This window comes from Segatella baroniae B14, from assembly GCF_022024235.1.
Classification (GTDB): domain Bacteria; phylum Bacteroidota; class Bacteroidia; order Bacteroidales; family Bacteroidaceae; genus Prevotella; species Prevotella bryantii.
In genome coordinates this window covers 1,965,451-1,979,035 of sequence record NZ_CP091799.1, presented here as the reverse complement: position 1 = coordinate 1,979,035, position 13,585 = coordinate 1,965,451, and the positions used below count along the sequence as shown (strand labels likewise).

The window sequence follows — 13,585 nt, the reverse complement described above, 5'->3', positions numbered from 1 at the left end:
TGTTTTATATTTTATTTCAAAATTAGATAGCACTTTTCGTTTTTCTTAATGTAGTGTCCGGCAGGTAGACTTTGTTTTACTACTTTTCCCCTTCCATCAATGATAGTCTTGACACCTCTGCTCTCTATGGCATATACAGCATCACGGGCACCCATACCTAGTACGTCAGGAATGACCTTCTTACTATAAGACGGTTCTCTTATTAGTGCTATGGTCTTATTATTCTTATTCTGAGCTTTTCCCCATATAGGGTTGCCGTTTAGGTAAGAACCAGACCAGTTTGTATTAGTCTTGATACCTAGAGCATTCAGTACATTATAAGCGGCTGTCAGGTTTCCGTTCAGTACATCAGGTATCAGTATAGAAGAAGCATCTTTTGCATCTTCTATATTAACCTTCAGTCTTTGTGCCATTATACCTTCTGCAATATTGTGGAATACGACGCCACTCATACCACCTCCAGAAGCAGGTAGGCCTGACTTTTGAATACAAACGATGCAACTGTATTCTGGTGCATCAGAAGGGAAATATCCTGCAAAACTCAGCAGATAATTGGTTCCTCCTGCTTTATATCCAGCAGAACCTTTTGACATCTGCGCAGTACCTGTTTTACCTGATACCTTAAACGATTCTGAGCCGGCCTTCTTTCCCAGTCCAACACTTACCACCTGTTCCAGGATGGTTTGTATTTTCTTGATACTCGTAGGTTTGGCTATGGCTGGTCGTATCACTTCAGGAGGAAATTCCATTACGGTTTTTCCGTCTTTTACTACTCTCTGTACAAATCTAGGGCGCATCATCTTACCATTGTTAGCAATAGCGTTATAGAATGTCAGTGTAGAAATTGGTGGAATTTGAGTAACATAACCGATACTCATCCATGGTAAGTCAGTTCTACTCCAATTATCATATTGTCCGTGACTATTTTTGTGTGGCATTCTAATACGGGCAGGAGTTGCACCGACAAGAGGAATGCCAAGGTCATCTCCAATACCAGTTCGTAAAATACTCTTTACGAATTTTTCTGGATTATTGCGATAATGATCATCGATGATACGACTTACACCTACATTTGAGCTATACCAAAGGGTTTGTGGTAAGGTGAGGAGACCGTAACCGCCTTTACGCCAGTTCCAGTCTTTCATCTCCCGTCCGTACATTGGCCATACTCCAGCTGCTGTTTCAACTTTGGCTGTTGTATCGACAACTCCATCATCAAGGGCTACGAGAATTGATGCCGTCTTAAAGACAGAGCCCGGTTCGAGCAAGTCACTTACAGCATGGTTATGAATTTCTCGATATTCGTTATCAAAGCATTTTTCCATATTTACAATGGCCTTGATGTCACCAGTAGCTACTTCCATGACGATAGCTACTCCTACGTTACCATTGATTTCTCTTAATTCATCGACAACGGCACGTTCAGCCAAGTCTTGGATGTCTACATCGATAGTCGTAATGATATCTGCTCCGTCTACAGGTGGCGTATCGGTGATATTCAAGAATTTGTTTCTTACCTTTCGTCGATGTACAATACCATTTTTGCCTCTTAGAATAGAGTCATATGAAAGCTCCAAACCAAATCGAGCAGTATCTTTTGCACCATACATAGCTCCAATAGTACGACCTGCAAGTGATCCGTATGAACGTTTGCGGGCATTATACTCTTCGTAGTGAAAGCCGCTCTTGTATGGGCTAAGATTGAAAATAGGAAGGACCTTGATTTCAGTAAAGGTGTTATAGTCGATTCGTTTAGGCCAAATAGCCCAATGTCTACTTAATTTGGTTCGTCCCTCAGCCAAGTGATTTTTGAATGCAGCTGATGACTTTTCTGGGAATATATGATGTAGCCCCTCTGCTATAGAATCTATTTTAGCATCCCATAGAGAGTCATTGTTTGCATCTTTCAGAGCCTTAAAGTCCATGTAAACTTTAAACTCTGGAAGTGAACTGGCAAGGAATTGGCCTTTGCAGCTTAATATGTTTCCACGTGCCGGTTTTACCTTTACGCTGTCCTTTTTGACACGATCGGCAACTTGCATCCAGTAATCGTGTTTGGCAGTCATGATATATAAAGTTCTGCCAACGACTGTTACAGCAATAAATGTCATTGCTATTGCGATACAGCGGTAGCGTGGAATTACTTTTTTATAGTTGAACTTGCTCATTCTTCGGGTACATTAATAATATATGGAGGTTGGCTAGCTATCTTCAGCACACTATCTTTGTTGTTTTTCAACATTTGAAGTATGTGGCTTTCTCGATTTCTTTCTGTGAGCTGGCTACTTGTAGATAATGCTCTGTACTTTGCATTCTGTAATTCTACTTGTAATCTATCAATTTCTATCATGTCTTTTTGAACAGAATATCGATTAGAAATATATATGATGACAAAGAAAACTACCAGTACAATTAACCAAATCTGGCTTCTGATAGCTTGTGCAGAAAGAATATCGCCACCAAGAATCTTTCGGAGTGTAAATCGGGCTGATAAAGGCTCGTCTTCTTCTATAGCTTGCTTTACTATAGCTTGTTTTAAAGATTCAACCATAGGCTCACTTCCTGTAGATTCGGTTTTCAGAGGCTTATCCTTTTCTTCTTCAGGCTTTTCCGAATTCTCTTTACTAGAGACAATTACAGTTTTTGGGGCGATTTCTTCAAGAGGTGTATTCTTGTTGCTATCGTCTTTCTGATCTCCTGTATTTTTGTTTGTTTCTGATGTCATAGTTTCTCTGCAATTCTCAACTTGGCACTTCGACTTCTTGGATTATTTTCTTGCTCTTCTTGATCTGGTATGATTACCTTGTTATTGATCAGTTTGTAAGGAGTCTCAGACTTGCCAAAGAAATCTTTTACGATTTTACCTTCAGGATTTCCTGATTTCATGACGTTTTTAACGATTCTATCTTCTAGAGAATGATAGGTGATTACGGATAATCGTCCACCTGGGCGAAGTAGCTCTGTTGCTGAATTCAGCATTTCCTTCAAAGCGTCCATTTCATGATTTACCTCTATGCGAAGAGCTTGGAAAAGTCGAGCCATATCTTTCTTTTCTTTTTCTCTTTTGAAAAGAGGTTCTGTAGCTTTGATGAAATCTTGCGTTGTCAGAATTTTCTGATTTTGTCGATACCTTACAAGTGCGTTAGCTATCTTTCGGCTGTTTTTTAACTCGCCATAAAGATAAAAGATATCGGCTAATTGGCTTTCTGGATAGTTGTTTACTATGTCCGCAGCTGTCATGTCTGCTCGTTTGTTCATTCTCATATCCAGTGGTGAGTCAAAGCGAAACGAAAAACCGCGGTCTTTATCGTCAAAGTGATGTGACGACACGCCTAAGTCGGCTAGTAGTCCATCAATATAATCTACATGGTAGTATCTCATCCAATTTTTGATATATCGGAAGTTTGATCTTACAAATGTAAATCTAGGGTCATCTATAAAGCGATGGTCCTTTTCATTTGATCCTGCTTCTGCATAGTAAATATTATTTTCTGCATCTGCATCTTGGTCAAAACTGTAGAGATGAGCTTGAGAGTCCAGACATGAAAGAATTTTGCTGGAATGTCCACCTCCGCCAAAGGTTACATCGATGTAGATGCCGCCAGGTTGGATATTCAGTCCGTTTACGGTCTGTTCAAGGAGAACGGGTACGTGATATGTCTCTGCAGTCTTAATCATTGTTTTTTGTTTGAATTATATTGTAATTTGTTGATTCCTGTGGACTCATCATTTCTTGAAGTATGTTACTGAACTCTTCAGGGTCTTTCATCTGTGCGGTACAGGTGTCATTGTTCCAAATCTCGATGCAATCACCCATTCCGATAAATTTGATGTTTTGATTGATACCGGTCTGGGTTAATTGGCGTTTAGAAATCAGAAATCTCCCATTACTGTCTAGGTTAAGAATTTCAGCATCACTCACAAACTGACGAAATATACGTTGATGTTCTGCATTCCATCGATTAAGGCGTGATCGAAGTGAATCCATCTGTTCGTTCCAGACTGATTCCGGATAGATGACCAAACAAGGTTGAAATACATCTTTGCGTAATATAAGGCCTTCTTCGCCAGACGCAGATAGCACCTTGCGGAAAGTAGCTGGCAAAAAGGCTCTTCCTTTTGAGTCAACTTTAGCTTCTATGTTCCCTATAAATCGCATGCGTACATAATTAATAGAAAACTGGGTTCAAAGTTACACATTTTTCCCCACAAATCTCCACTTTGCTCCACAAATTTCAAAAAACTTATAAAAATAGAGATTTTGTATTTATTAGTAATTGTTATGATAGAATTCTTTTTTTTAAAGTTTCTTTTAAAATAATCCATATGCTATAATTGTGATGATGAAATATATTTCCTGTAAAATGTAAATAAATTATTAAAAAATAACAAATATATTAATATTAATTTACATAAGTGTGAATAGAAAGTTAGATGGAACGTTTTCAAGAGTAAAATGGCTATAGATAGTAGTTATAGCGTTGAATCATAGTGTGTTGTCAGAAAACAATTGGTTTAAAGTGTAATACAGTAAAAATATTTTTGTTTGTTTCAGTGTGATTCTATACAATAAAGTGTATTGAAAGATGTTGAAAAAACTGATTAGTTTTAATTTGTAAAAAAATGTAAAGGTTGCAATTCTTATATTGAACACCCTTTTGTAATTCTTGATTTTAAGTCTTTGACAGGCAACTTTGCAATCTCTTTGCGTGTCTAAAATTAAAAGATGATACTTTAGATAGAAAACTTGTTTTTTATTTGCAAAAGGGAATGATCCCATAAAGAACAGGTTCTCAATTTTCAAGATGTACTTTTTGTGCAAAAAAAGGCGTTTTTTTGAACTTTTTTTATGGAAAAATGGATATAATTGAAAAAGTTCTACTATTTTTGCATTAAGATAGTGTTAGTGTGATGAGTGACAATATAGAGAAAACGATAGATATCGATAATATTCTAAAGAACAAGTTAGGGACAAAAGCAAAATATGTTCCAAGATTTGTTGTGTCTTGGCTTAAACGAATCGTTCACGAAGATGAAGTGAATCGCTATTTATGGGAGAGCCGCCACAAAACTGGCACAGAGTGGTTGACCGAGTGTGTGCACTATTTGGATATGGATCTTCAGATTGTAGGAAAGGAAAATCTCCCAGATAAAAATGATGGTAAACTTTATACGTTTGTATCCAATCATCCTTTAGGTGGGGCAGACGGAGTAGCATTAGGATCTATTATCGGTGAGCATTATGAGGGAAAATTCCGTTATTTAGTCAATGATTTACTGCTTTATCTGCCTGGATTAAAACCTGTAAGTATTGGTATTAATAAAACGGGTAAGAAAGGACGTTCATTCCCTGCTATGGTAGAAGCAGGATTTCAAAGTGATAACCATATGTTGATGTTTCCTGCAGGATTATGTTCACGAAAAATTAATGGTAAGGTTCACGATATTCCTTGGAAGAAGACTTTCATCAGTAAGAGTATAGAATATCAGCGCGATATAGTGCCTATCCATTTTGGTGGTCAGAATTCTGAATTCTTTTATAAATTGGCCAATGCATGTAAGGCCTTGCATATCAAGTTTAATATTGCCATGCTATTCTTGGTAGATGAAATGTATAAAAATGTGCATAAATCATTTCGAGTTTCTATAGGTAAGCCTATTCCTTGGCAGACATTTGATAAAAGTAAAACCCCTGCCGAATGGGCACAGTGGGTAGAAGATAAAGTTTATGAATTATAATCAATTTTAGACAGAAGGATCTGTTTATTTTTGATCAAATATATTTAAGAAATGGAAGAAGATATTATTCAGCCGATTGATACGGAACTCCTACTCAAGGAGTTGACTCCGGAAAAGAGACTTCGTACAACCAATAAAAGTCACAATCATATTTATATCGTAACAGCTAATGATTCTCCTAATGTGATGAAGGAGATTGGACGTCTGCGTGAAATTGCTTTTCGTGAAGCAGGTGGAGGTACAGGCAAGTCTATGGATATCGATGAATTTGATCTTGGACCTAATTGTTATAAACAATTAATCGTTTGGAATCCTGAAGCTAATGAAATCATTGGTGGATATCGTTATATTTTAGGAAGAGACTGGCAGTATAATGAAAATGGACAGCCAATATTGGCAACTAGTCATATGTTTCATTTTTCTGACAAATTTATCAAGGAATATGTTCCTTATACCGTGGAACTAGGTCGTTCTTTCGTGTCACTTGAATATCAGAATGCGCGTAAGAATACAAAGAGTATCTTTGCTTTGGATAATTTGTGGGATGGATTAGGCGCTTTAACTGTAATTTATCCAAATATTAGATATTTCTTTGGAAAAATGACGATGTACCCTTCATATATCCGTGAGGGTAGAGATATGATATTGTATTTCTTAAAAAAACATTTTGAAGATAAGGAAAATCTCGTTATTCCAATTAAGCCTTTGGCGTTAGAAACGTCAGAAGACAAATTGCGTCCTCTCTTTAATGGTAATAATTTTAAGGAGGACTATCGTATTTTGAATCGCCGTATTCGTGAGTTTGGTTATAACATCCCTCCATTGGTCAATGCATATATGAATTTGAGTCCTACCATGAAATTGTTTGGTACAGCTATCAATTATGGTTTTGGTGATGTAGAAGAAACGGGAATTCTAATCTCTGTTAGTGAAATCTTAGAAGAAAAAATAGTAAGACACATTAATAGTTTTATAGAAGAGCATCCTGAGGCACTTAAAATAACAAGTGGAGCCAATAAAATTATTTATAAGGAGAAATGAGTATGAAGAAAATTTTGTATTTGGTAATCATTGCTTTGTTGATGCCTTTAATGGCATCAGCTCAGTCTTCTAACGATGTGATTGATCTTGATTTGGATATTTTGACTGATTCTATCAGTGCTTCTGATTTAGCAAAATTAGGCAATTTGTCAGCTGAAGATAAAGCTTATCGTAGCAAATTTTTAAAAGATTTGAAAACTACAGGACAAAAGATTAATGAGATTTCTGAAGTTTGGTCTCAAGAAACCGCTAAACGTGGATATCCTAAGAAAAAGACGGTCAAGGCTAAAGCTGCATTGATTGATCACTATATATTCTTGATGAGCACTCAACTTTCAGACGCTCGCCTAAATAGAGTGATTGACAAGAAAAAGGTACAAGATAAAATTTTGTACTGGCAAAATTACCGAACGAATATAGAGAAATTGATGTAATCAATATATAATTTCTATAAATAATTAGTGGTATCCGTCTGCATTATACAATAGGCAGACTGATACCATTAATTTTTTGATATACATCTAAGGCATATACATCGGTCATGCCGCTTATATAGTCTATTATGGCCAATATTCTAGTTTCTAAGTCTTCGCTGTGGATGGAATATTGGCTACTCACTCTTCTGATCAGTTGTTGGGAGTAAAATTTCTGAGGTTCTATTGCTGCATCGATAAATACTTCCATCAATGTTTCCAGTATCTTATAACCTGATAACTCGATATCTAGTACTGGTTTGCTGTGATAAATCTTCTCATGCGATAGCTTTTCGCAATATTGATAAGCTTTTTTCACGGATGGTGTGATGTTTTGAATCAAACTGCCTTCGAAAGTACCATTGAGTATTTCGTCTTCATGTTCGATAAAAGTATTGACGCATTCACCTTCGAGTTTCCCAATTACGCAAGCCCTCATATAAACCACTTGCTCGTTTTCGTCAGTAACCCCTTCATGCTCAATTGTGTCTTGGATATACGCTTTGCCTTCTTCATCGAAGAAATTTAAAAGTGCGTGTCTTGTTTCGTCAAAGCTAATAAGTTTGAGTTTGTGAGAATCTTCTATATCCATAATTTCATAGCAGATATCATCAGCTGCTTCTACGAGATATACGAGTGGGTGACGGGCATATTTTAGAGGTTCGCCTGGTTTACTTTTACAGATGATGCCCAATTCATCGGCAATTTTGTGATAGGTTTCTTGTTCTGTTTTAAAGAACCCAAATTTACCATGACTACCAGCAAGACTGCTTGCAAATGGATACTTTACAATACTAGCCAGCATTGAATAGGTCATTGCGAATCCTCCTGGTCTTCTGCCGTTAAACTGATGGGTCAGGAGTCTGAAAGCATTAGCGTTTCCTTCGAAATGGGTGATGTCATCCCAAAATTGTGAGCTGAGTTGACTTTTTAGAATACTTCCCTTTCCTTCTGAAAAGAATGTCTGCATAGCCTTTTCGCCAGAATGTCCAAAAGGAGGATTTCCCATATCGTGTGCCAAGCAAGCCGCACTAACTATAGTACCGATTTCCTCAAATAAAGTGTTGGTTAGTTCTGGGTGTTTTATTTTGAGTCTTCTGCATATATCATTGCCCAAACTCATGCCGAGCGATGATACTTCTAGACTGTGTGTAAGACGGTTATGAACAAAGATACTGCCAGGGAGCGGAAATACCTGTGTCTTGTTTTGCAGTCTTCTGAAAGGTGCAGAATAAATGAGTCGATCATAATCTCTTTTGAATTCTGATCGATCATCATGCCGAAGAGCATGTTTATGCTCTTGACCAAGCCGTTTGTTGGTAATTAGTTGTTGCCAATTCATGTCACAAAAGTAGTTTATTTTTATCTAAATACTAGCATTTTATGTTTAAAAATGCTAGTATGTAAGGATAAATAGCTATTTTTGCAATTAAATCTGTAAAATCACCTATTTATGTTGAAAATTAAAGTCGTTAATACTGGTCATCAGCAATTGCCTGCTTACGCTACAGTGCAAAGTGCAGGTATGGATCTTCGTGCTAATTTGGATGAGGCTGTTGTTTTGCGGCCTATGGAAAGAAAACTTATTCCGACCGGTTTACATATTGCTTTACCTGATGGTTATGAAGCTCAAATTCGTCCTCGCTCAGGTTTGGCTCTAAAGCATGGCATTACCGTGTTGAATTCTCCGGGAACGATTGATGCAGATTATCGTGGTGAAATCATGGTACTATTGATTAATTTCTCGGATCAGGATTTCATTATAAATGATGGAGAGCGTGTTGCTCAAATGGTTATAGCACGTTATGAGCAGAGTGAATTTGATATCGTCAGTTCGTTGGATGAAACAGAACGTGGAACAGGTGGTTATGGCCATACAGGTGTAAAATAATCTTGGTCCATTGTTGGTGGAGATAGTAAAATGTTTAAAGGAAAAAAAATAATATATCAGTTGTTCATAATTGGTTGCTTGAGTTTTATCTTGCTACCATTATTTGCCCGAAAGGTCCAAAAGAGTAATAGTTCCCTTCCGGTTACCGAATTATCAAAAAATGACCAGAAGCGCTATCAATATTTCTTTTTGGAAGCTATGCGTCAGCAGAATGCGGGCAGATATGATGCAGCATTCAGTCTGTTGCAACATGCGCTTGATATTAATCCTAATGCTGCTGAGGCCTATTATTATCAGTCGATGTATTATTCTCAGCTGAAAAATGACTCGTTAGCTTTGGCTTCCTTAGAGAAAGCTTCAGATTTAAATCCTGATAATTCTACCTATTTAGAACGTATCGCTCAATATTATATTGGTAATCGTAATTACGATTTGGCAATAGAAAAGTATGAAGAATTGAGCCGTAAAAATCCTGAGAGCGCAGAGTATCTTCAATTGCTGGCACAACTCTATCAGCAGCAGAAGAAATATGACATGATGATTCAAACAATTAATCGTTTGGAGACTCTTCAGGGTAGTAGTGAGCAGTTTTCTTTAGCAAAAATGAGAGTTTACGAAATGATGAATGACAAAAAGTCTGCTTATCGTGAACTAAAGACGCTTGTAGAGAAGCATCCGCTGGATGCCAACTATAAAATAATGCTTGGTAACTGGCTCATGCAGAATGGCAGAGAAAAAGAAGCTTATAAGAATTTTATGACTGTTCTTCAAGACGAACCGAATAATGCTTATGCACAGTCATCATTATATGATTATTATACTGCAGTTCACGAGGATTCATTAGCAGAAAAACTAATGTTAAATATCCTAGTAAGTCCCAAAATGGACAATGAAACTAAGGCAAGTATGCTCAGATCGGCTATACAGAAAAATGAACAGGAGTCTGGTGATTCAACTAAAATATTTCATTTATTTGATTTAGCCTTGTCTGTTCCTCAAACCAATGGCGACCTTGCAGAGTTGAAAGCTGCCTATATGAGTTTAAAAAAAATGCCTGAAGATTCTCTAAATAAGGCATTGGAGAAGGTTTTGGAGATTGCTCCGGATAATGCAGGTGCTAGAATTCAGATCATTCAGTCATACTGGGCCAAGAAAGACTTTGATAAAGTGATTAGTTTAAGTCAGACTGGTATAGCCTATCGTCCCGACGAAATGGCTTTTTATTATTTCCTTGGTTTGTCTTATTTTCAACAAGATAAGAATGACAATGCGCTTGATGCCTTTAGACGTGGTGTAAGTCAGATTAATTCGCAGAGTAATGCTAATATCGTATCAGACTTCTATGCGATTATGGGTGATATCCTACACCAAAAGGGATTGGCTGATGAGGCTTTTGCTGCTTATGATAGTTGTCTTCAGTGGAAATCTGATAATTATGGGTGCTTAAACAATTATGCTTATTATCTCAGTGTAGAAAATAGAAATCTACAGAAGGCGGAGCAGATGAGCTATAAGACGATAAAGGCAGAGCCTAATAATGTAACTTTTTTGGATACGTATGCTTGGATATTATTTATGGAGCAGCGTTATTCTGAAGCAAAAATATATATTGATCAGGCGATAAAAACTGATTCAGACTCCATACAGAGTGCGGTTATCCTAGAACATGCTGGCGATATTTATTCTATGAATCAATTGCAGGAAGAAGCTGTAAAATTCTGGAAAAAGTCTCTTCATGCAGGAAATGATAGCAAGGCTTTACCTCGTAAAATAAAACAAAAAAAATATATTAAAGAATGAGAATGAATAAACCATTACTGTTTTTCATGATGGGCATGGTGCTTTTGATGTTGTCTACATCTTGTGTAGCAAAAAAAATGTCCCTCAATTCAGAAACTCGTTTGAAGCAAGATACTTTACATATGCAAGTTGAGTCTGAAAAATCTCAAACACGATCTGTGCGTGAATTGACTTATGCACGTAGGGTATATGATAATCAGGTGTATACAGAAAATATTGTCGGTGGCATGAGTTTTCGCCTTGAGGCGGGTTCAAAAAATATATCTGTTCCTGGAGCTCTTAAACTTCGCAAGAATAAAATGATTCGCATCCAGTTGTTTATTCCAATATTAGGAAGTGAAGTTGGACGCATGGATTTTACACCAGATTATGTGTTAATAGTAGATCGAATTCATAAGCAGTATATTAAGGCTGATTATAATCAGGTAGATTTCTTACAGAAGCAGGGGCTTAATTTTTATTCATTGCAGGCCTTGTTTTGGAATCAGTTGCTAGTGCCAGGTAACACTAAAGTATCTGATTCTGATTTGAAGCGCTTCTCTGTTAGTCTTGATGAGAAGGGTGAATTCATTCCTTTAACATTGAAGAATGGATCAATGACCTATAATTGGAATACAGATAAAACTTCAGCAAAAATCCAAGAAGCTATAATTGCTTTTAAAGATACGAAGTATGGCACTTCTACTTTAAATTGGAAGTATTCTGACTTTAAGAATATCGGTGTGAAACAGTTCCCTGCTTCTCAGATATTTGAATTTGTTACTCATGCAACTCGTAAGGAACAAAAGGTAAAGGTAACTATAAATATGGATGAGTTGGGTACAAGTAGTGATTGGAGTTTGGAAACAGAACTGTCACCCAAATATAAGCAAGTAGATGTCCAGGAAGTACTGGGTCAAATTATGAATATGTAATGAAACGAGTCCTATTAATTGTATTACTAATTTCTTTTTGCTTATTGCCTTATGCTCAGAATAAAAAGCAAAGGAAATTAAATGGTAAGGCTACAACAACAAAGGTAGCAAAATCAAAAATAATTAAAAATACTGTTTATACGAATTTTTCTATCCGTGGATTGCAGAATCAAAGGGCTGCTATTCAGAAAAAAATTCGTGAACAGGAGGCTGAATTGCGTGCTAATAAGGAAAACGTTAAGCAGCGTCTTCAAAATCTTCTAGTGATTAACAGTGAAATCGACCAGAAGCAAAAAAGTATAGATGGTATTCAGAGTGATATTCACCATATAGAAGGTAATATTGGCATTCTTAAAAGTCAGCTCAAAACGTTAGAGCAGCAGTTACAAGACCGTAAGGCCAAGTATATCAAGTCTATGCGATATATGAGCAGACATCATTCTGTTCAAGATAAACTTATGTTTATTTTTAGTGCCAAAAGTTTTGCTCAAATGTATCGCCGTTTCCGTTTTATACGACAATATGCTGCTTTCCAAAAGGCGCAGGGTGATATGGTAAAGGCCAAGCAAGAAGAGGTTACTGGTAAGCATGTTGAACTGGAAAAAGTAAAGGGGCATAAAAACAGCTTGCTTACCGAAAGTAAAAGGGCGCGTACAGAATTGGAGGGCAAAAAGACAGAGCAGCAAGATGTAGTGAAAACACTACAGTCCCAACAAAAAACGATACAGAATATCATAGCAGAGCAACATAAGAAAGATGCTGCATTGAATGCACAAATAGATCGTTTGGTAGCACAAGAAGTGGCAAAAGCACGTGCTCGTGCTGCAGCTGAAGCAAAGAAAAGAGCTGCTGCTGCCGAAGCTGCTAAGCGAAGAGCTGCTGAGTTGGCTAAAAAGAAAGCTGCAGCCGAAGCCGCAGCTCGTGAAAATGCACGACGAATAGCTGAGGCAAAAGCGAGAGAGGCTAAATTGAAAGCAGAGGCCGAGGCCGCTCGTAAGGCTGCCGAAGCTGCCAAACGTGCTCAGGCCGCAGCAGCTGAAGCTAAGAAGATTGCCGCTGCTGAGGCTGCAACTAAGGCAGCCGCTGCTCGAGAAGCTGCAGCGGCTCAGGCTGCTCGTGAAGCTCAAGTGGCTCGAGAAGCAGCTGAGCGTAAAGCGAAAGCTGATGAGGTAAGAACAAAAAAAGAAATAGCTGAAGCTAAAGAAGAGGCTCGTGAGGCTGAATCTTTGTCATCGGTAGACCGTATGATGAATAGTGGATTTGAAGCTAATCGTGGTCGACTTCCTATGCCTATTACAGGTAGCTATCGTATTGTCAGCCATTTTGGTCAACATAGCGTAGATGGCTTAAATGGTGTTACTCTTGATAATAAAGGTATTAATATTATGGGGCATGCAGGGTGTAATGCCAGAGCCATTTATGATGGTGAGGTTTCTGCAGTCTTCGGCTACTCGGGTACATGGGTTGTCATGGTTCGCCACGGGGCGTATATTTCTGTTTATTGTAACTTGAAGTCTGTGGCTGTCCATCGTGGGCAACGGGTTAGTGCAAGACAAGGATTAGGTTCGGTAGGAGCAGATAATATATTGCAGTTTCAGCTCCGTAAAGAAACGGCTAAATTGAATCCTGAAGCTTGGCTAGGTCGATAATATAAAAAAGAGGCTTAAATTTATTAAGATTTAAGCCTCTTTTTTATATTTCTCATGTTATCATGTAATATGAAGAGC

12 protein-coding genes are annotated in these 13,585 nt (G+C 37.5%); 7 read left to right on the top strand and 5 right to left on the bottom strand.

Features of this window, described 5'->3' with window-relative positions; all coding sequences use genetic code 11:
* Positions 1-11: 11 nt before the first annotated feature.
* The 4 genes from L6469_RS08485 to mraZ are packed head-to-tail and all read right to left on the bottom strand — an operon-like array spanning position 12 to position 4,159.
* The gene (locus L6469_RS08485; protein WP_006281594.1) at positions 12-2,168 is read right to left on the bottom strand and encodes a penicillin-binding protein; all 2,157 of its coding nucleotides are present in this window, start codon (positions 2,166-2,168) and stop codon (positions 12-14) included.
* Positions 2,165-2,725 carry an FtsL-like putative cell division protein gene (locus tag L6469_RS08480; RefSeq protein ID WP_006281593.1) on the bottom strand — a complete coding sequence of 187 codons (561 nt, stop codon included), beginning with the start codon at positions 2,723-2,725 and terminating at the stop codon, positions 2,165-2,167. Before L6469_RS08480 ends, L6469_RS08485 begins: the two co-directional genes overlap by 4 nt.
* Positions 2,722-3,678: a 16S rRNA (cytosine(1402)-N(4))-methyltransferase RsmH gene (gene rsmH / locus L6469_RS08475; RefSeq protein WP_006281592.1), complete on the bottom strand. Its 957-nt coding sequence runs from the start codon at positions 3,676-3,678 to the stop codon at positions 2,722-2,724. The genes L6469_RS08480 and rsmH overlap by 4 nt, the downstream gene beginning before the upstream one ends.
* Complete coding sequence (mraZ, locus tag L6469_RS08470) at positions 3,671-4,159, bottom strand: division/cell wall cluster transcriptional repressor MraZ (protein ID WP_006281591.1); 489 nt, start codon at positions 4,157-4,159, stop codon at positions 3,671-3,673. The genes rsmH and mraZ overlap by 8 nt, the downstream gene beginning before the upstream one ends.
* 752 nt (positions 4,160-4,911) lie before the next feature.
* Here mraZ and L6469_RS08465 point away from each other — a divergent pair.
* From L6469_RS08465 to L6469_RS08455, 3 genes are read left to right on the top strand one after another with little or no spacing between them, the layout of a single operon-like run.
* Positions 4,912-5,739, top strand: a complete 828-nt coding sequence (locus L6469_RS08465; protein WP_006281590.1) for a hypothetical protein — start codon at positions 4,912-4,914, stop codon at positions 5,737-5,739.
* Between the two features lie 51 nt (positions 5,740-5,790).
* The gene (locus L6469_RS08460) at positions 5,791-6,780 is read left to right on the top strand and encodes a GNAT family N-acetyltransferase (protein ID WP_237851069.1); all 990 of its coding nucleotides are present in this window, start codon (positions 5,791-5,793) and stop codon (positions 6,778-6,780) included.
* A gap of 2 nt (positions 6,781-6,782) precedes the next feature.
* Positions 6,783-7,214 (top strand): hypothetical protein, encoded by a 432-nt coding sequence (locus tag L6469_RS08455; RefSeq protein WP_006281588.1) that lies wholly within the window; start codon positions 6,783-6,785, stop codon positions 7,212-7,214.
* A 43-nt stretch (positions 7,215-7,257) separates the two neighbouring features.
* On the opposite strand, the gene dgt is transcribed toward L6469_RS08455, so the two are convergent.
* The gene (gene dgt / locus L6469_RS08450) at positions 7,258-8,595 is read right to left on the bottom strand and encodes a dGTP triphosphohydrolase (protein WP_006281587.1); all 1,338 of its coding nucleotides are present in this window, start codon (positions 8,593-8,595) and stop codon (positions 7,258-7,260) included.
* Between the two features lie 111 nt (positions 8,596-8,706).
* Here dgt and dut point away from each other — a divergent pair, with 111 nt between their 5' ends.
* The 4 genes from dut (at position 8,707) to L6469_RS08430 (ending at position 13,507) form a co-directional block, all read left to right on the top strand.
* Complete coding sequence (gene dut, locus L6469_RS08445; protein WP_006281586.1) at positions 8,707-9,144, top strand: dUTP diphosphatase; 438 nt, start codon at positions 8,707-8,709, stop codon at positions 9,142-9,144.
* A 90-nt stretch (positions 9,145-9,234) separates the two neighbouring features.
* Positions 9,235-10,944, top strand: a complete 1,710-nt coding sequence (locus L6469_RS08440; protein WP_231390718.1) for a tetratricopeptide repeat protein — start codon at positions 9,235-9,237, stop codon at positions 10,942-10,944.
* 2 nt (positions 10,945-10,946) lie between these two features.
* A complete protein-coding gene (locus tag L6469_RS08435) occupies positions 10,947-11,858 on the top strand; it encodes a DUF4292 domain-containing protein (RefSeq protein ID WP_006281584.1) in 912 nt (303 codons plus the stop codon).
* Positions 11,858-13,507: a murein hydrolase activator EnvC family protein gene (locus L6469_RS08430; RefSeq protein WP_006281583.1), complete on the top strand. Its 1,650-nt coding sequence runs from the start codon at positions 11,858-11,860 to the stop codon at positions 13,505-13,507. Before L6469_RS08435 ends, L6469_RS08430 begins: the two co-directional genes overlap by 1 nt.
* Positions 13,508-13,585: the final 78 nt, after the last annotated feature.